Source organism: Bacillus cereus group sp. BfR-BA-01360, assembly GCF_022663595.1.
Taxonomy (GTDB): Bacteria; Bacillota; Bacilli; order Bacillales; family Bacillaceae_G; genus Bacillus_A; species Bacillus_A cytotoxicus.
The window spans coordinates 1-19,393 of the sequence record NZ_JAKUFV010000007.1; the positions used below are offsets into that span (position 1 = coordinate 1).

The following is a 19,393-nucleotide window of genomic DNA, read 5'->3' on the forward strand; positions in this document are numbered from 1 at the left end:
TAACTTATCAAATTTCAGATGAAATAGAAAGTGAAACTGTCACATTTTAGGTGACAGTTTCATTGACAAGATCTTTTTTCAACAACGTGAATAGAAAAGCCTCCTTATTGAGGCTTTTCTATTTAAAACTTCATTATCCTTTTCTTCCCTCATAATGTCCTACGTAATAAACTTTACCTTCTTTATCATGTTTTACCTCTATTCCTTTCAGGTACCAATGAACTCCATTTTGATAAAAATAGTTAGCAAATCTATTATCATATCTGATTTCATCCCTTTTAAAAATCGAATCTAATGTACTGAATTCAGTTTTAGGACTAACAGTATTTTCTGTAGTTGTTGTACTTGCTGATGCAGCCCCAATTCCTCCTGTTAATGCAATACCTGTCGCTAAAGCTCCAACTACTAATTTCTTAAACATAACAATTCCTCCTTTAATAATTTTATAACTTACACCCTAAATATAACTTAATTTACAAAAATGTAAATATATTCAAATTATAGAAAAATTTGTTTAATTTTTAGGAATATTGAGATTCTACTTTATCAAAGATTACTAAAAAATATCGATTATACTAGAAGGCGACACTTCCTTATTTTTTAGTTTTAATAACTTGTTTTTAACTACATTACATTGCAAAGGAAAAGACATCTGAAGATCTCATGATTATGAGCCCTCACCAATCGGGCTGTTACGAGTAGCCCTACTCCCACCTATCTTCCTTGCTTCTCTCTGAATCTTGAGGTGGGCGTCTTACTGCCCTAAAATAGCGGGTTAAAAAAATCATTTCGGCACCATAATCTGTACCTTTTGTAAAATTCATTAAAGATATAAAAACAGCCATTCTTTCATGGAGTACCCATGAAAGAATAGCTGTTTTTGATGAAAATGATACATACGTAACCTTAAGTTGATAGATGTTTGACGTGCCCCCTTATTAGTCAAATAACCCGCAATTTATTATTATTTTTGATATAAAAAACAAGTTGATATACACTTCGGAATATATTAAAAATTAATAAATACATTAATCTATAAAAGGACCTACTTATATAGCAAGAAATAGGTCCTTTTATGCTTTAAATTACATAAATACTAAAATATCATAGATAGATTTTCGGCTATTTTACTCCTACTTGATTCCAAGCCGTTTCTACTGCTTTATATGTTGCACTACCATAACCATCATAATCAGCTGCAGATTGTAGTAAAGCTGTACGAGCTTGTTTAAAGTCACTTGTCGGTGTTAAATATGTTGTTAACGCACGATAATAGATTTTTTCTGCTTTCTCTTTACCAATAGCATTAATTGTCAAATATGCAGCCTTATTTGGGATACCACTATTAATATGCACACCACCATTATCTCCTTCTTCAGTTGCCGGAAGATATTGATAATCCCTCATATGAGAAGGTTGTCCATATTTCTCAGGGTTTGATAAACTACGAAGTGCATCTCCAGAAATACCAGGTGTATATACAGCTTCTCCTAAATCCCAGTTTGCAGGATCCACAAAATATCCAAATACGTCAGAGAACGATTCATTTAATGCACCGGATTGATTTACATAACGAAGATCAGCTGAATATTGTGTCACAGCATGAGTTAGTTCGTGCGCAACAACATCAAGAGAACCAGAAAGAGGAGCGAATACGCGCCCATCGCCATCTCCATAAACCATTTGCTGTCCATTCCAAAATGCATTATTTACATTCACTCCATAATTCACACCAGAACGAATTGTTTTTCCTTTTCCATCAAAACTGTTGCGATTATGAACATTTTTATAGTAATCATAGACTTTTCCTGCATGATAATGAGCATCAACCGCAGGTCTTTGTTCTTTATTTATCCAAGCATTATCATCATCCCATAAACGATAGTTAACTGGGTAATCTGCATTACTATGATTTACCGTAAATGTTTCAATATACCCTCCATTCATAGGCTTTGTCGTATCCTTTAAATAGTATTTCCCTTTTACACTGTCAAAAGTTGTATTCAATTCTTTTCGATCACCTAATACTCCGTATCCATATCCTTTTCGAGGACTATCTGCATCTGTAACTGCGTTATATGAATCTATAATTGTTCCATCTTCCGCATTCACATAAATCTGCCAGTTCGCTCCGTAAGGTTTGATAAATTGCAGTTGTACTTTAAACGCTAGATAATAAGTTCCGTCTTTTTCATATACAACTAAGTCTGCTTTTTCATTTGTAGATTCTAAGTTTTCTTTTACTTGATCTAACGTATTTCCATCCACTTTTACTAAAGTATCATTCTTTGTAAGTTTAATATGTTTCCAAGCATTTGAAAGAGCTGTTTCTTTTGTGATTTTTGCTTTTGTATCCCCTTTTAGGTTCTCTTCAGCAGCTGGGTGAATATCTCCATTTACTGTTGTTACCTTACCCTCTTTATCTGTATGAACAACGAATTGTGCACCATCAACAGGTACCTTATTTACAGACCTTGTATAAACATAATGTTTCATACCTAAATCATCAGACTTCACTTCTTTAAGTGTTAGATCCGTTTGTGGATTGATTTTAAATAGTTCTTTATTTTCTTCAAGAAACTCTTTTACTGCTTTTTGACTTTCTACCTTCTTATTAGATAATTCCCCTGAGAGAAATGCTGGACTTCCTTGTCCCTCATTCCAATTTTTTTGTTGGATTTCCATTTTATCCATTGCTTCTTTTTGAAGTGCTTGTTCTTCTGCAAACGCAGTTGAAAAAGGTGCACCTAACATTGTTCCTGCAGCAAGCAATGTAATAACAGTTTTTTTCATACATTTTCCCCCTTCAATATGAGTAAAATAAAACATATAATTACAAATTTAAATATACAATTATTTTCGAATTTTTTATATAAATATGAATAATTGCATATATATATTTTAAGTATAATGTCTATTTTGTAAACGAATGCAGAATATTCTGTCTCTAAAGCAGATAATGGATTTAAAAAAAAGTTGAAGATGTATTTTGAAAACTTCATTTGACCGTTAAAAAAATGAAACTACCTGTCCCCGATTGAGTATAGGGAACAGGTAGCGTAAGTGTTTTATTCCTGTCTCACATTAGTGGTCCAATTCACCATATTAATAGTTTTTTTATTGTGGTAAAAAATGAAACAAATAAAGTTTTATCAATTCTCCATTAATCTAATTAACTTTTACTCAGTCTATTTAATTGTTCCCTCAACACAATATTTTTCACCAGTCGAAGTAATATCGCCTTTAACTGTAATAATTTCATTAAAAATAATATTAATTTCACTTCCCCCCTTATGAACCTAAATTCTTCTTTGACAGATTTAACTTATATTAACTTAATAAAATTATAAAGTACTAGGAATGAAAAAGCCCAATTCAGAGCTGTAATCATTAAGTTAAGGTTATGACAGTCACCCTTTCATATATCAAAGGGTGACTGTTTTTTCATGTCCTCATGAAAGTTAGAAGACCTATCAAAAGTACTGGGAACACATATCGTTATATCAAAATTCACTTCAATAGGCTGCTTAAAAACAAATTATATTGAAGTCTTATTTGAGTACGCCGAATCATTCGTTTAATGATAATCCTAACTTTTCACTAAATACTTCCCGTAAATAGTCTTCTAAGATCCTTGTTGTAAATTTTTCATTACGACCTAAAGCAAATAATTCTCCATCTTGTACAATAATTGTATCAAGAGAAGTAGCTACTTTATCAACAATTTTTGTAATTTCAATTATATTATGTTCAGTATTCACTTCCGTTTTAAATTCGATATTTTCCACTACTATATGCGAACGTAAACCCGATGTAAAAAAAGAAAAATCGGGATTTCTTACAACCCCTATTTTAATTTCTAGTTGATATAAATATCGAAAGATCACATCTCTATGCCCATCCTTAATCATTTTTTCACTCTTCTCGTTTTCTAAATACTCTTTAACTCCTCTTGCAAATTCATCTAGGAAGCTCACTTTTTGATGCTCCTTTCTATATTTAGTATCAGCACGATAAATTAATACAATTGTATCATAGCGAAAAAACATGTTCCTATTAAATGAAAAATAAAAAGAGCAACTATACACAAAGTGCTCTTTCTTCAAAAAAACATATTTTTACAATTCATCTTTCCTATAATAAATATCATACCGTTACATCCTACTAAGTATTCAAAAATTGGTAGCAAAAAAATTGAATGAGCTGTTTAACGGAAGTGACCAAAGTAGTGACTTGTGATTTTTAGAGCAGAAGTGTTTCAATTGCTTTCTCTAATTCTTCTGGCTTTATTTGCGGAGCAAAACGATTCATTACTATTCCATCACGACCAATTAAAAACTTTGTAAAATTCCATTTTACAGCTTTTATTCCCAATATGCCTGGCGCTTGTTTTGTTATATATTGATATAGTGGATGAGCATGTTTACCTTTCACATCAATCTTTGCAAACAATGGGAAGGTTACCTCATAATTCATTTCACAAAAATTTAAAATCTCCTCTTCTTCTCCTGGTTCTTGTCCTCCAAATTGGTTACATGGAAATCCTAAAATTTCAAATCCTTGCTCTTTATACTTCTCATATAAAGATTGTAACCCTTTATACTGTGGTGTAAACCCACATTTACTAGCAACATTTACAATTAAAAGTACCTTTCCCTCATAATCTCGGAGCGACCTCTCTTCTCCAGTCATTGTTTTAACAGAAAAATGATAAACAGTCATCTAATTACACTCCTTTCTCTTCTCTCAAGTTCATTCCATCATATGTATTTTGTTCCCCTCTAATGAGAACGCTTTAATTTTGTTCAAAAATTCGACACAAAATACTAGACATTTTCTTTGGAAAGTTTTACAATTAAATTGTGAACAAAATGTGACAGTTTACATTCTAAATTGTGACATTTTCAATTCCATTATAAATCATAAAAGGATGGTGTTGATAATGAAAACTGCACAACATAAAATGCTTTCCAATCGTGAGTTTTATTTCGTACTATATATGATGTTATTATTTGTCGCTGGCTGGGTAATGGATGTAAACGGACTATTTTTAAGTAAATACTTTACTTTAGCTGGTATGATTACACTTCCACTTGTTGGAGGAATCGTTGGATTCTTCATTATGTCAATCAGTAAAAACCACTCAAAATAATAGCATTACATAAGGGTAGAAAATGATTTTTCATTTTCTGCCTTTTTCTTTTATAATAAAAAAATATGAACTTATAAGGAGCGGTTAAGGCGATTTAGATATACGGAATTTTTCTGACATCAAAAAAAGACATGGCTAATAGTAATTTATAGCCATGTCTTCTTTCCCTTATCTCGGTTTTCTTTTCCCAGTAAATGCAGGTTTCTTTTTCTTTGGTGCTTTCGGCTTCGACTCTACGAATGTGCCTTTAAAAATTTCTTGTTTCTTAAACACGATGCCTAATTTGTTCGCAAATTGCAGTAATTTACGTTCTTCCTGTGGTGTGACAAGAGAAATAACGGTTCCTTCTTTCCCCATACGTCCTGTACGCCCTGAACGGTGAATGTATTGGTCTAACGTATCTGGTAGTTCCAAATGAATGACATGTGTTAAGTCGTTAATATCCAACCCACGAGCCGCTACGTCTGTCGCAAGTAAAATTTCTAGTTTCCCGCTGCGGAATGCACGCATTGTTGCTTCTCGTTCTTGTTTACTTGCTTCTGCATGAAGAGCTGCTGCTTTCATTTTGCGATACTTTAATTTCTCTGCAATTTCATCTAAGCGGTACGGATCGTTTAAGAATGCTACCGCTTTCACTTGACCTGTATGCATAATTCTTCTTACATACTCATTTTTCTCACGGCGCTCACAAACGATATACATATGCTCTACTAAGCTTTTTGTTTCTGCACGTTTCACGCATATGAATTGTGGTTGCACAGCAAAATCACGTGCTACCTCTTCCGCCTCTTTTGTCATTGTTGCCGAGAAGAATACTAATTGGCGGTCACGCATTGTTGATTTGATGACATCAAATATCGTATCTATCATCTTTTGTTTTACGATTTGATCAAACTCATCAAATACAATTGTTTTCACTTCGTGCATTTTTAATTTTTTCATGCGAATTAATTCTAAAATACGTCCAGGTGAACCGACAATTACTTTCGGATGTTTCTTCAATTTCTCTACTTGTCGCTTTATATCAGCACCGCCAATTAAAGATGCACCGGAAATCTCCGTTCCCGCTGTAAACTTTTGAACTTCTGCATGAATTTGCATAACAAGTTCGCGTGTTGGCGCTAAAATCACAACTTGTGGCTGTTTTACTTCTGGATTAATCTTATGTAAAAGGGGTAATAAATACGCTAATGTTTTTCCTGTTCCTGTTGGAGATTCAGCAATAACGTCTTGTCCGTCTAAAATCGTTGGAATTGCTTGTGCTTGAATTTCAGTACACTCTTTAAAACCCGCCTTCTCCCAAGCTTGTTGTAAAAATGGTTGCATATCTTTTATCATTCGTTTTTCTCCTTTATCTCTATTTTTGAAGAAAATGCTGTATTTCTCGCACTGTTTCTATCATGTGAGAAACAACAGCTATTAAATCATCAACATGGTCTTCTGTAATCGCTTTTTGAAATAGAACTTCTGTCTTATTATAATATGAAGTCGCTTGCTTATTATATTCGTATGAAATTGTTTGCACAATCATTCGTTCTTTTCCCCATATCGACTGTAATAGTGTTTCTGTTTTAGGACACATTACTTCTGGTTGTTCTACCGGAAATGAAAATGCTAGTTTCATTTCGCATCCCGGTATAAATTGCGGGACTTCTAATATTTCACCAGACAAATTCTTTGCATCAACAGATAGCGAAAACGTTGCTTCAACCGCATGTTCTAATCGTTCTGTTAATTGAAATGAAATATTGTATATACGACGTAATGATGCAAGATCCATCATATCTTTTCGATTCGTAACAAGAATATCTCCGTGTAAATCGAAATCATAAATAGCTCCCTCTACGATTACTTTTAAATTTTCAAAAGCAGTTGGATCAAACATAATTTCCTCCAAAAAACAGGCGCCTTTCCATCGAAAGGCGCCATTTGATGTATATATAGTTTACAGATAAATGAGATGAATTACAACCTTTTAGAATAAACCGACTGCTTTACCATCTTCATTTACATCCATTTGAAGCGCAGCAGGTTGTTTTGGAAGGCCTGGCATTGTTAACATTGTTCCTGTTAACGCAACGATAAACCCTGCACCAATAGATGGTTTTAGTTCACGAATTGTCACAATAAAGTCAGATGGACGTCCCAATTTTGTTGCATCGTCAGAAAGAGAATATTGTGTTTTCGCCATGCATACCGGCAAGTTCCCCCAACCTTCTCCTTCAAATTGTGCTAACTGCTTACGTGCTTTCGGAGCAAATTCAATATCTTTTGCGCCGTACACTTTTTGAGCAATTGTACGAATTTTTTCTTCTAATGATGCGTTTAAATCATACAGTGGTGCGTATTTATTTTCACCTTTTTCAATTACTTTCAATACTTTCTCGGCAAGATCTACACCACCTTGACCACCTTTCTCCCAAACTTCTGTTAAGGATACTTCGTAGCCACGTTCGTTACACCATTTTTGTAAATATGCTACTTCGGCATCTGTATCTGTAATAAATTTATTAATTGCAATAACGAATGGAACTCCAAAGCTTTGAATCGTTTCAACGTGTTTTTGTAAGTTTTCCATTCCTTTTGCCAATGCATCTACATTTTCTTCTTTTAGCTGATCTTTCGCTACACCGCCATGCATTTTTAGCGCACGAATTGTTGCAACAATAACAACCGCTTCCGGTTTAATTCCTGCCGCACGCGCTTTAATATCAAGAAACTTCTCAGCACCTAAATCTGCACCAAAGCCAGCCTCTGTAATAACATAGTCGCCTAATTTCGCAGCCATTGTTGTTGCGATTACACTGTTACAACCATGAGCGATATTCGCAAATGGACCACCATGAATAATAGCGGGCGTATTTTCTAATGTTTGTACTAAGTTTGGTTTTAATGCATCTTTTAATAAAAGCGTTAACGCACCTTCTACACCTAAATCTTTCACTGTAACTGGTTGGTTTTCAAAATTATAAGCCACTACAATGCGAGATAAACGTGCTTTTAAATCTTGAATATCCGTTGCAAGGCAGAATACAGCCATAATCTCAGATGCTACTGTAATATCAAATCCATCTTCGCGCGGTACACCTTGAACTGGTCCACCAAGGCCAATTACAACATTTCGAAGAGCGCGATCATTTAAATCAACGCAACGTTTCCAAACAATTTTACGCGTATCAATTTGAAGTGCGTTTCCTTGTTGGATGTGGTTATCGATAAATGCCGCTAATGCATTATTCGCTGTTGTAATCGCATGAATATCGCCTGTAAAATGAAGGTTAATATCTTCCATTGGCACAACTTGCGAATAGCCTCCGCCTGCTGCACCACCTTTTAAACCCATCGTCGGCCCAAGGGATGGTTCACGAAGAGCGATGACTGCCTTTTTACCAATCTTATGAAACGCTTGCCCTAAGCCAACTGTAACCGTTGATTTCCCTTCCCCTGCTGGAGTTGGGTTAATTGCTGTTACTAAAACAACTTTTCCTTCTGTTTTTGTTTGTAAGCGCTTAAAAATATCGAGGGATAATTTTCCTTTATAATGACCGTAAGGTTCCAGTTCTTCTTCTAAAATGTCTAATTCAGCTGCAATGTCTTGAATCTTTTTCATACGAGCTTCTTGTGCAATCTCAATATCAGATTTAACTGTTGTAGTAGTTGTCATATACCCTAGTCCCCCTTTAATTGGTTCTGACCATATTGTATCAGTTTTTTGTATTTTCTGCACTCATTTCCCTCCTAAAACGTATGCCTTTCTTTAGATGTTATTTCTTCAACATAAATACCCACAAAAAAGTTAATGCTTGCCGTAGTTCTACAGATAATTGCTCAAGCATTTTTTCATTTACTCCCCGCTTATAAACACCCATGCCATCCACGACTTGGAACCCTTGTTCCTTCGCTAATTTTTCAAATTCCCACGGCATCATCGTATTACAAACAACATTTTCACCGTATAAACGGGGATAGCTATTTTCACGCGGTTTTGCTGTTGGTCCTAAAAGTGCTATGCAAGCATATCCACCACTATATAAAATACGCTTAATCTCATGCAATGACTGCAATGGATCTTCTGTCCATTCTAAAGAATTAATAGCTACTATCGCTGAAAAACGCTCATTTTCAAATGGCAATGCTAATAAATCTCCCTTTATAAAAGATAAATTCTCTCCTTCTCCTCGTTCTTTTGCTTTTTGAATCATCTGCTCCGATAAATCAATTCCGCATACTTTATACCCTGCTATACTTAATTTATATGTACCATACCCATCACCACAACCAATATCTAAAACCTTCTCTCCTTTTTCTACATACTTTTCAAAAAATGGGATAATTGTACTACGGCTACCATGATCCCACATTTCTTGACTATTTCGATTCCAAGATTCTGCATTACGATTCCATTGTTTCTCTGCTGATTTATGCCAATTAAACTTTGTCATCCCTTCCCCTACCTTCCTTTATTTTCATTCATTATCTTTCCACACATTTTTCCTTAATTCCTGTTTATTCTTCCAAAGAGCTGGACATGATAGCAACAGGCTCTATATTCACCAATTTTTTCTTCATTTGGATATAACTCATATTCATGTTCTCTTCTTTGTGAAAAATAATAAAGATACACCCAATTGAAAGAGGGGGATGTATATGCCAAGAAAACGAACACACCACTTTAAAAGTGGTCAAAAAAACGAAGAGTATGCAGCTGAAATTGCACCGCATCACCTTCCTATAAGAAAAAGGCATAAAGAAACCTCAAATGAAGTGGAAGGAAGTAACACAAGTACAATTATTGGTTATGTTGCTTTATTTCTTTCTTTATTTTCAATCGCCTTTTATCCTGTTACACTCGGTTCCCTTTCTATTTTAATTGGTTTGGTAGCTGTTAACTTCGGAGCGAAAACTCTCGGATATACAGCGATTGGGTTTGGTAGTTTTTCTGTCTTGTTTACTTTGTTATATCCGTTCGTTTTGTCAGCATTATAAAAAACACACCAAGTTTCACTTGGTGTGTTCACTCATGATATAACATAATATGTCCACATGCACAGCAGTGTTTTGCGATAATTTCTTGAAATACAGGATAATTCTCCTCATCTCGCTGTTCTATAAAGACTTTCTCAAACCGATACATATTCGGCGCATACGCCCAGTCTTGTTTTGTTCGAGCATATAATGTAGATGTAAAAAAATCCTCTCCTCCGCAAACAATACATACCTTCTTCATTCATACCCCTCCTATGCTTGTCTTACTTTATCTATATGAACAGAAAGATAAAAAAAAGACCTTCTATCACGAGAAAGTCTTTTCTGAAACAAACAAAAATGTACCAAATATACCAAATCCGCTATATTCTTTCTTTTTGCCTGCCTCTGTTTCGAATTTTTGTTTTATTGTTAGAAAGAATACACCATTTCGTGTATCCGTGCTTACAAATTGCATTTTTTCTTCTTGTTTTCCTACCTTTTGTATACATGTAAAGTCATCTTGATGGCAGTTTAAACCATACTTATCCTGTATATATAAGCGAAAATCAGCTTCTTTCGGACAAGTTAAGAGTAATACCGCAATAAGAATAAGACTCGCAATGCCTACAATCGTATAATATTTCTTCATTTGCTCTCCTTTCAAAACAGAAGAAAAACTTGACCAATCCCGTCAAGTTTTTCTTAGTCCGCAATCCATTGCCATTCTTGTTCTTTCTTATCAAAAATAAGCCAACCCGTTTCCGTTGCCTTTCCTTTTAATTCCTCAATGTTATCCACTATCTCGTCCGTACTTTCATACGAACCAATTACATATACAGGAATCTCTAACCCTCTTCTTGACTCGATCTTTCCACCCAAATCAATATACAATCCGTCTTCCATGAGCGGAATCAGTTCAAGAATCACTTCTTTTGAAATAGCTGGGAAAATTTTTGATTTCTGAAAGAACGGAAACCGTTTCTTTCCAAAAGAACCGAACTTATACGGAATCACCTTGCTCAGCATCCCTACAAAATCGGATATTCTACGGTAATATACTTTGTTATACCAACCATCATCATGTGAAAAATACACAAACCGATTTTTGAGCAATGGGAAGAACGCTCTTCCAAGCGGCTCTTTCTTATGAGCCAAGTATAGAAGCTCCGCAATTTCTTTCGGCTCTAACTCATCTAAATCGTTTGCATCATCAAAATCCACCCAACAAAACTCATCAAACTCATCAATTTCAGCTTTTATTAACTTATGTATATTGTCTTCTTCAACATATTCAAATAAAGTATGATAATGAAAATCAGTCCACTCAAAATTATGCTTCAAAAGCAATACTTGATGAAGAGGTGAAGGGATATTATTTGCAAACTCTTCAAATGTAATTCCAGAAGTAATAAAACAATGACCTCGACGATTACCATTAATATATATCATATTCTTTACTTGGTCAGATCCTCCAGACAAAGCACCTAGCCACCTTCGTTTTATATGTTTCAATTCTATAGCATATTTTATCATGAAAAATTTTAGAAACATAGAAAAAACTTCAAAAACTATTTACAATTTCGTAAGTTTTATTACATAGTGATTACAATTAAAAAAACCTGTTAAAAAACAGGCTTTTTTACGCAATTTCATCTGGATTTTGCGGGCGATGCGGCTCAGTCTGTTTTTCATTTTTTTGAAAAATAGACTGGATTTTATCAATGGTTTGCGGGGCCAGTTCTATTACTTTTTCAGCTAAATGCGTCGCATTTTGTAAGTGAAGAATATTCACACCGTCCTTATTCACAACAAGAAACGCTACTGGTGTAATAGAAACACCCCCTGCGCTTCCGCCACCAAATGCAGCATTACCGCTTGTTTTCGGCCCATCATGAGTTTGGAAGTCAGACCCTCCTGCTCCAAAACCAAACGCTACTTTGGATACTGTTAATACAACACCACCGTCAGCCGTTTGAACAGGTTCTCCAACAATTGTATTAACATCGACCATTTCCTTTAAATTTTCCATTGCCGCTTTCATCAATCCTTGAATTGGATGTTCCACCGTTCATAACCTCCTTTGTCATATCTTTCCTAGTTTTTCCGAAACTTCATGAACTAAACATAAATTTTCATATTGCATTTAAAACTAATAAGTAATAATATTTAGAAAAAAGAAAAAGAGGGAATTATAATGATACGGAAATTAACAAAGCGTGATCATGAACAGGTTCTTGCATTTCTAAAAGAGGAAATATCCATTAACCTATTTATCCTTGGTGATATTGAAGCATTTGGATACGATGCAGACTTTCAAGAATTATGGGGGTACTTTACAGAAAATAAAATGTTGCAGTCTGTATTACTACGCTTTCATGATTCATTTATCCTATATGGAAAGGGCAACTTTTCTATTGCGGACTATGAGGTTATTCTCTCTCCTCACAAACCACTTAAAATCTCTGGTAAATCAGACATTGTAGAAAAACTTGAAGATGTACATGGTATACATCTTGGAACAAAAAATAAAACATATTTTTGTGAATGTAAAGATGATACTGCCTTGCCAAAAACGATGATTCATACGGCAATTAAACAAGCAACATTAGAGGATGTCGAGCGCATTATGCATCTTCGAAACAATATTGAAGAATTTCCACAGTCGAAGCAATCTGAAAAAATATTACGACAATCACTCGAAACAAATACAGGACGTACATATTACATTGAAGAAAATGGAGAAATGGTCTCTTCCGCTTCTACATCAGCCGAAAATTCTTTATCTGCAATGATCGTTGGAGTATGTACACATCCGGATTATCGCGGCAAAGGATACGCTTCCTACATTTTACAAAAAATGATTCAAGATTTTAAGAAAGAAGAAAGAACACTTTGCTTGTTCTATAATAACCCAGCTGCCGGGAGGATTTATAAACGGTTAGGATTTCAAGACATTGGAACGTGGACAATGTATCGATAATAACGAAATCCCCCTGGCTATATCTCTCCTTTTCCCTCTACACAGATTTGAGGTGGAGAGGCTCTGTCTTTTTACTAAGGACCAACCATTTCACAGATAAACTTTTTCTTGGCATCTTAAATTTCATAATCCTTCCTTACTCATATTACTCCCTCCTAATCATTTATTATTTTTTGTACTGTGCTTTATAACCTACATATTCTTTTTTCGCGTCTTGATTGTTATCTTGTTTTTTATTAAAGTATGTTTTTATCTGAAATATATATTCTACTAACTTTCCCTCATCATTCTTTTTCTTGTAATCTATATCAATACTTACTTGTAGAATCTGCATTGGACCATTTGCGGAGCCAAGATGAAGTACAATTGTCGCCCCATCATATTCATCATATTGTATGTTTAGCTTATCATTAATAATAGTTTGAAACTCTGATTCCGTTAAGCTATATCCAACTGTATTCGGCTGATCAAATTTTTTTATATCATCACCTGGTTTCATCTTTAGTTTCCCTATTCCCTTTAAACGATCTACAAGTAAATTCACATATGAAACATCTTACGAATTTATATCATGCTTTCATATCAACTCATAAACGTAAAAAGTGCTTTAAATTTATTTCTCAGGATACCGTTCTTTTACAAGTTCTTCGATGTTATTACCTTTTTTGATTTCTTCTGATGATAACCAGGCTTTATATCTTGACCCATCCTTGTTGGTTAAATATATGTCAAATTTTTTATTATATAGTTCCTCTTTAAGGATAGTGGTCACCTTTATCAGATCCTCAATTAAAGGGGGATTGTTTTTAAATTCCATGCCATTGGTATTAATAACTACAGTCACTTTATACTTCGGACATTCTCCGTCTTTCGGATGTGGACAAGTAATATCTTCAATTGCAAAACGGTCGTTTTGAAATTCTTTTAACCTGTCTCCTACTTTTGTTTGAGTTTGAATCAAATATGTCCAATAACTGTCTAAAGTGTTTTTCATTGTTAGTAACAGCTCTTCTTTTGTTATAACTTTTTGTACATTTTTAAAAGGGAGACCTATAGATTTACCATTATGATCCTTAATCTCAAGTTCTGTTATCTTTCTATTACTCTTCTGAATAAGTTGGAATAAAGCATATAAACGATCTAATTCTGCTGATTCAAATTGACTATAATCAATCTCGTTACTCGTTTTTAAAGTTAATAACAACTCATCAGTTGGTTTTTCTTCATCATAATCAACTATATACTGAAGAACACTTTCTTTTTCAAATTCCTCGTATCCTAATTTTTTAATTTCTTTTAAAATTGGTTTAAATTTCTTATATTCCTCATATGTATTTTTTCCGTATTGGTATTCATCACCTTTTATTGTTGAATAGAAGAAGCCATCTACCTCTACTCGAAATTGCATATTTTTGTTGTTTTTTGCTTGAACAGTATGATATGTATGTCCCATATTTCCTTCATGTATACCGCCCCACTCTGTTACAACAACATCAATTCCATGTTTTTCTTTTATGTATTTTTTTACCTGATCTTCATTTTCATAATTACAGCCAATCAAAAATAAGAAACATACCACTAATAACATTACCTTTTTCATTCTTTTCATATACCCCCTAATACCCCTTCTTTCTTTATTTCTTACAGATTTGAATAAAAACATCAAATTTTTCATGTAATACCTACAAACTAACAACTTGTGTTCTAATATAGATTCATTTCCTGTATTATCTATTTTTCAATTTATTTTTTTATTGTGTTTTCGAAATCTCTTACACGCTCTCTCATTTTCTTCCCACGTTATGTTAAATGATTTAAATTTAAATCTGCAATAGACTAATAGTTGAAATTCAGCTGCACCGATTGCTACTGCATACATTAAAATAGCTCCTATTATATACCCACTAAAAGTATCTAACGTATAATCATTATGAAAATAAATTAAAATAAGAAGAATTAGTGCATATATTGCCCCCCCCAGTTATCACATTCCCCTTTTTTTTACTAAAAAATGAAGTGGATCTTTCATCCATACTAAACGCACCTTCACTCGCTTGTTTAAAAGTATCAATCGTTGTCACAATATGAACAATTACTGCTCCTAAAAATAATAAACCCGTATATATTAATGTAATCCGATCAATTGTATTACTGGCCATTTCAGACACAATTAAAGCTGTGAATAATATTGTTGCCATTTGAAATGCATATAATAATACGACAAGTGTTTGTAACTTTTGAAACTTTAAAATTGTAATTTCCCTTCGTCAGAAGATAGATTATAACGCTCCATTATTAACCTCAACTCCTTTCTAATTATTTACTACTATTGAATTGATTTTTATATTCTAGATATTTTGTTTTTGCATTTCGCGTATTTTCTTCTTTATCATCAAACCCTACTAATATTTGTTGAATATGTGTTACCATCTTTCCCTGATCATTTTTTTCTCGTAATCCACGGATATTTATCCGTCCATACTAAATGACCACTTTTATCATAATCATCTTTTGTAAAAGCATACGAATGTCCAGCGCCATTGGGAATTTTATACATTCTTCCAGGAGTGGTAAAATCACCAACGTTTATTCCAATGTGTAACGGATCATTTTCATTAATAATATTCCTAATATTCTTCATATCAAATCCGTCACCAAATTTTTCAACATCTCGATCTAGAACAGGAGCTGGATTTAATGTTAACGCTTCAATATTATCTTCTTGGTGTCTTAATGCTACCGCGTCAGCTATACCACCACCTAATGAATGTCCCGTTACACTAATTTTCGCAGAAGGATTTTCATGTCTCATCCTCATATAAAAACTATCCCCTTGATCATACTGTTTTACCATAAAATCATGGTTCCAAACATTACCCAATACTATTTTATTTGCATTCGTTATATTGTGAACACCAATTTCAGCATCTGTTATTGCATCCGTTCCATCTTCTGTTCCTACATATGTTATTACAATTTCTCCTGTGGTCTTATCTTTAAAAGCATATGCTGCAAATCCTGTCTTTTCATCTACTTCATGATACATAAGCTCTGCATTAAAATTCGCTTGTAATTTATCTATATTTTCTTCTTCGGTTAATTTATTATACGGAGGTTTCCCCGCTTTATAGTCATATATATCCTTACCAGCTAGCTCCAATTTCCCCCAATCAGAAGCTACCTTTAAATCTTTATCCTGTTCCTGTCCCACATTATTCTCCATACTAGGCTATCTCCTTTCTTAATTATTTTTTGTACTGTGCTTTATAATCTACGTATTCTTTTTTGGCATCTTGATTGTTATCTTGTTTTCCATTAAAGTATGTGTGTATCTGTAACGCATATCTTACTAAATTCCCCTCATCGTTCTTTTTCTTGTAGTCTACATCAATACTTACTTGCAGTATCTGCATTGGATTTTTTGCTGCGTCAAGATGAAGTACAATTGTCGCCCCACGATATTCATCATATTGTATTTTTAATTTGTCATTAATAACACTTTGAAATTCTGATTCAGTTAAGCTATATCCAACTGTATTAGGCTGATCAAATTTTTTGATATCATCGCCTGGCTTCATCTTTAGTTTCCCTATTCCTTTCAAACGATCCACAATTAAATTAACGTATGAAACATCAAGATTAGAATCTGCACTCTGTACCTGCCCATTTTCATACATAATATTTGTACTATAGACAATTTCTTTTTTATAATTTTCGTTTGTTCCTTTTTCCTTTTTATTCTCTATGTCAGTAGCAATTGTTTGAGTGGTATCTCCATATAAACTTTTATCTTTCGTATTATATACGCCTTCCGTAGTTTGACGGATTGTTTTAATGTGCTTTCCATCCTCTTTTTCCTCGTACATACTGTATATACCTCTTTGGGTCACATATGCATACCCATCATCACTCGCAGACATAACCGTCTTCATATCTCCTTCATCCAACGCCTTTACAAATGGTTCATATTCAATTTTTGTTTCAAATAAACTGCACCCGCCTAATAAACCCGCAACTATCGTCATAATAATCATCCCCTGAACTTTCTTTTTCACTTTCATACCGTCACCTCGTTCATTACTCTTGGCATTTCGAGTTTTATAATGCTTCCTTTTTGGTAGTAATAGACTTCGTCTTTTCCTAAAGGTGCTTCGTTACTTACGTATTTAATTCACATGAACGTTTATTTCATTTTCTTCTACGATGTAATGCATCACATTGTCTTTATATTGAACGAAGCTATACTCAGCTGTATCTACTAATGTTAAACTATCAAAATAGTCTTTATTCATTTGAGAAAGTATACTTGATACGACTTGTTTTCTCATATTATCATCTGCGCTGTAAATCATTAAATGATCGTTAACTGCAATATCGTGCGCAACAACTTCTATATTTGTGAAGTCAAGCCCAAGTGGAACTTGTCCTGCTTGTAATGTTTTGGCAACGTCCTTGTTTTTACGATATGCGAGAAGATCAATAACTTCTGGCATCATTGGAATTGCCTTCGGACGTTCTCCCCCCCCATTCTTGATCCATTTCACTTGCTTCTTGCTGCAGTAATTGAATTTGCTCTAATTCGTCTTCTGCTTTTGTTGGTAATGCCGACTGGAATAATGTCGGTGAATCTAGTTTTATAATTGCTCGTCCTGCTATTTCTTCTACTTTCAAATCAGATCGGCCTACAATGCCTGAGATTTCACTTTGGTCAATCATATATAGACATATTTGCAGTTTAATGTTGTTGTATAGTTGAATACGCAGTGCACTTTGTCGTCCTGCACTAATTAAGGTATGAATTCCTAGACTAGCTCCTTCTCGGACGATTTGCATAATTAGCATTTCAAATTCCTCATAAAATTTAGCTTCTTTCACTGCATCGTAATTATCGATTGCAACGATGATATTCGGTATTTGTTTACCGCTAGCTTTCTCATACATTTCTATGCTTGCGACGTCATATTCACTGATATGAACGAAACTTTCAAGTCCTTTCCCCATATTTCGGGTTAAAACAATATTTTAGGCAACCCAAAGTAGAGGGTACAAAATTGGGTGTTCCCTCTAAAAAACTTTATACGGAGAGGCGGGCATGATAACCTTACGGGTAAGCGCCAACTTCCTTTAGGAATTTGGTAGCTTGGCGTATGAATCATGTCCGCAGAGGCTCCGTGTCAAGTTTTTTTAAGCGTAATAAAAGCACAATATTCTGCATACTAGGCTATCTCCTTTCTTAATTATTTATTATTTTTTGTACCGTGCTTGATAATTTACATATTCTTTTTTCGCCTCCTGATTATTATCTTTTTTACTATTAAAGTATGTGTGCATCTGCAATATATATTGTACTAACTTTCCTCCTTCATTCTTCTTATAATTCATAACAACGCTCACTTCCAATATCTGCATGGAACCATTTACAGAACCAAGATCAATCACAATGGACGCTCTACCATATTCATCATATTCTATGTTTAGCTTATCATTGATAATAGTTTGAAACTCTGATTCCGTTAAGCTATATCCAACTGTATTCGGCTGATCAAATTTTTTTATATTATCCCCAGGTTTCATCTTTAGTTTCCCTATTCCTTTTAAACGATCTACAAGTAAGTTCACATATGAAACATCAAGAGTAGAATCTGGACTTTGTACCTGTCCATTTTTATACTTAATATTTGTATTATAAACAACTTCCTCTTTATAATTTGTATTATCACCAATGTTTTTCTCATTTTTTATGTCAGTGGTGATTTTTTGGGTTGTCTTTCCATATAAACTTTTATCCTCCGTATTATATACACCTTCTGTAGTTTGATAAATTGTTTTCTTGTGCTCCCCATCTTCTTTTTCTTCGTACCTACTGTATATATCTCGTTGAGTCACATGCGCATATCCATCATCACTCGCAGACATAACCGTTTTCATATCTCCTTCATCCAACGCCTTTACAAATGGTTCATATTGAATTTTTGTTTCAAATAAACTGCACCCGCCTAATAAACCCGCTACTATCGTCATCACTATCATCCCCTGAACTTTCTTTTTCACTTTCATACCGTCACCTCGTTCATTACTCTTGCATTTTAAGTTTCATAACACTTCCGTTTTGGTAGTCATACACTTCGCCTATTCTCAAAAATGCTTCTTTAATTACGTATTTAATATTGAAATAGCATGGCAATGATGCCCGCTAATAGTGTTCTAGGTTTATTCCTTAGGATATCATTCTTTTAGAAATTCTTCGGTGCTATTACTATTTTTGATTTCTTCTGGTGATACCCAGAGTGTAT

At 34.0% G+C, this 19,393-nt stretch carries 18 protein-coding genes and 4 pseudogenes; 3 read left to right on the forward strand and 19 right to left on the reverse strand.

Annotated features, from left to right (window positions below):
* Window positions 1-133 precede the first annotated feature (133 nt).
* From MR056_RS08585 to MR056_RS08600, 4 genes are all read right to left on the reverse strand, one after another.
* Window positions 134-421, reverse strand: a complete 288-nt coding sequence (locus tag MR056_RS08585; RefSeq protein ID WP_012094085.1) for an LCI fold-containing protein — start codon at window positions 419-421, stop codon at window positions 134-136.
* A 701-nt stretch (window positions 422-1,122) separates the two neighbouring features.
* Window positions 1,123-2,793, reverse strand: coding sequence for a M4 family metallopeptidase (locus tag MR056_RS08590; protein WP_012094084.1), 1,671 nt, complete (start codon window positions 2,791-2,793; stop codon window positions 1,123-1,125).
* Between the two features lie 776 nt (window positions 2,794-3,569).
* Entirely contained in the window at window positions 3,570-3,977 is a 408-nt protein-coding gene (locus MR056_RS08595) for a DUF3942 family protein (protein ID WP_041810341.1), read from the reverse strand.
* A 265-nt stretch (window positions 3,978-4,242) separates the two neighbouring features.
* Window positions 4,243-4,722, reverse strand: a complete 480-nt coding sequence (locus MR056_RS08600) for a glutathione peroxidase (RefSeq protein ID WP_012094082.1) — start codon at window positions 4,720-4,722, stop codon at window positions 4,243-4,245.
* A 208-nt stretch (window positions 4,723-4,930) separates the two neighbouring features.
* Here MR056_RS08600 and MR056_RS08605 point away from each other — a divergent pair, with 208 nt between their 5' ends.
* Entirely contained in the window at window positions 4,931-5,152 is a 222-nt protein-coding gene (locus MR056_RS08605; RefSeq protein WP_176371929.1) for a DUF3925 family protein, read from the forward strand.
* 168 nt (window positions 5,153-5,320) lie between these two features.
* Here MR056_RS08605 and MR056_RS08610 read toward each other — a convergent pair whose 3' ends face one another.
* The 4 genes from MR056_RS08610 to MR056_RS08625 form a co-directional block, all read right to left on the reverse strand.
* A complete protein-coding gene (locus MR056_RS08610) occupies window positions 5,321-6,490 on the reverse strand; it encodes a DEAD/DEAH box helicase (RefSeq protein ID WP_012094080.1) in 1,170 nt (389 codons plus the stop codon).
* 19 nt (window positions 6,491-6,509) lie between these two features.
* A complete protein-coding gene (locus tag MR056_RS08615) occupies window positions 6,510-7,037 on the reverse strand; it encodes a hypothetical protein (protein ID WP_012094079.1) in 528 nt (175 codons plus the stop codon).
* A gap of 90 nt (window positions 7,038-7,127) precedes the next feature.
* Window positions 7,128-8,816 carry a formate--tetrahydrofolate ligase gene (locus tag MR056_RS08620; RefSeq protein ID WP_041810338.1) on the reverse strand — a complete coding sequence of 563 codons (1,689 nt, stop codon included), beginning with the start codon at window positions 8,814-8,816 and terminating at the stop codon, window positions 7,128-7,130.
* 100 nt (window positions 8,817-8,916) lie between these two features.
* Window positions 8,917-9,594, reverse strand: coding sequence for a class I SAM-dependent methyltransferase (locus MR056_RS08625; RefSeq protein WP_012094077.1), 678 nt, complete (start codon window positions 9,592-9,594; stop codon window positions 8,917-8,919).
* 205 nt (window positions 9,595-9,799) lie between these two features.
* Here MR056_RS08625 and MR056_RS08630 point away from each other — a divergent pair, with 205 nt between their 5' ends.
* Window positions 9,800-10,138 (forward strand): hypothetical protein, encoded by a 339-nt coding sequence (locus tag MR056_RS08630; protein WP_012094076.1) that lies wholly within the window; start codon window positions 9,800-9,802, stop codon window positions 10,136-10,138.
* A gap of 28 nt (window positions 10,139-10,166) precedes the next feature.
* Here MR056_RS08630 and MR056_RS08635 read toward each other — a convergent pair whose 3' ends face one another.
* The 4 genes from MR056_RS08635 to ytfJ form a co-directional block, all read right to left on the reverse strand.
* On the reverse strand, window positions 10,167-10,379 hold the full coding sequence (locus tag MR056_RS08635) for a hypothetical protein (RefSeq protein WP_012094075.1): 213 nt from the start codon (window positions 10,377-10,379) through the stop codon (window positions 10,167-10,169).
* A 66-nt stretch (window positions 10,380-10,445) separates the two neighbouring features.
* A complete protein-coding gene (locus tag MR056_RS08640) occupies window positions 10,446-10,769 on the reverse strand; it encodes a hypothetical protein (protein WP_087098547.1) in 324 nt (107 codons plus the stop codon).
* A gap of 53 nt (window positions 10,770-10,822) precedes the next feature.
* On the reverse strand, window positions 10,823-11,599 hold the full coding sequence (locus MR056_RS08645) for a hypothetical protein (RefSeq protein WP_041809655.1): 777 nt from the start codon (window positions 11,597-11,599) through the stop codon (window positions 10,823-10,825).
* A gap of 160 nt (window positions 11,600-11,759) precedes the next feature.
* Entirely contained in the window at window positions 11,760-12,185 is a 426-nt protein-coding gene (ytfJ, locus tag MR056_RS08650; RefSeq protein ID WP_012094072.1) for a GerW family sporulation protein, read from the reverse strand.
* A 129-nt stretch (window positions 12,186-12,314) separates the two neighbouring features.
* On the opposite strand from ytfJ, the gene MR056_RS08655 reads away from it, so the two are divergent.
* Entirely contained in the window at window positions 12,315-13,100 is a 786-nt protein-coding gene (locus MR056_RS08655; protein WP_012094071.1) for a GNAT family N-acetyltransferase, read from the forward strand.
* Window positions 13,101-13,266: 166 nt separating this feature from the next.
* Here the strand turns inward: MR056_RS08655 and MR056_RS08660 are convergent.
* The 7 genes and pseudogenes from MR056_RS08660 to MR056_RS08690 all read right to left on the reverse strand — a co-directional run.
* Window positions 13,267-13,656: pseudogene (locus MR056_RS08660) on the reverse strand (DUF3952 domain-containing protein); the annotation flags it as partial.
* Between the two features lie 57 nt (window positions 13,657-13,713).
* Entirely contained in the window at window positions 13,714-14,709 is a 996-nt protein-coding gene (locus MR056_RS08665; RefSeq protein ID WP_087098545.1) for a hypothetical protein, read from the reverse strand.
* Between the two features lie 129 nt (window positions 14,710-14,838).
* A pseudogene (locus MR056_RS08670) lies at window positions 14,839-15,346 on the reverse strand (hypothetical protein); the annotation flags it as partial.
* A 215-nt stretch (window positions 15,347-15,561) separates the two neighbouring features.
* Window positions 15,562-16,323 (reverse strand): annotated as a pseudogene (locus MR056_RS08675) (Tle-like phospholipase domain-containing protein); the annotation flags it as partial.
* 22 nt (window positions 16,324-16,345) lie between these two features.
* The gene (locus tag MR056_RS08680; RefSeq protein ID WP_087098541.1) at window positions 16,346-17,161 is read right to left on the reverse strand and encodes a DUF3952 domain-containing protein; all 816 of its coding nucleotides are present in this window, start codon (window positions 17,159-17,161) and stop codon (window positions 16,346-16,348) included.
* Window positions 17,158-18,071: pseudogene (locus tag MR056_RS08685) on the reverse strand (type VII secretion protein EssC); the annotation flags it as partial. The gene MR056_RS08680 and the pseudogene MR056_RS08685, both read right to left, overlap by 4 nt.
* 273 nt (window positions 18,072-18,344) lie before the next feature.
* Window positions 18,345-19,130 carry a DUF3952 domain-containing protein gene (locus tag MR056_RS08690; RefSeq protein ID WP_375293711.1) on the reverse strand — a complete coding sequence of 262 codons (786 nt, stop codon included), beginning with the start codon at window positions 19,128-19,130 and terminating at the stop codon, window positions 18,345-18,347.
* Between the last annotated feature and the right edge of the window lie 263 nt (window positions 19,131-19,393).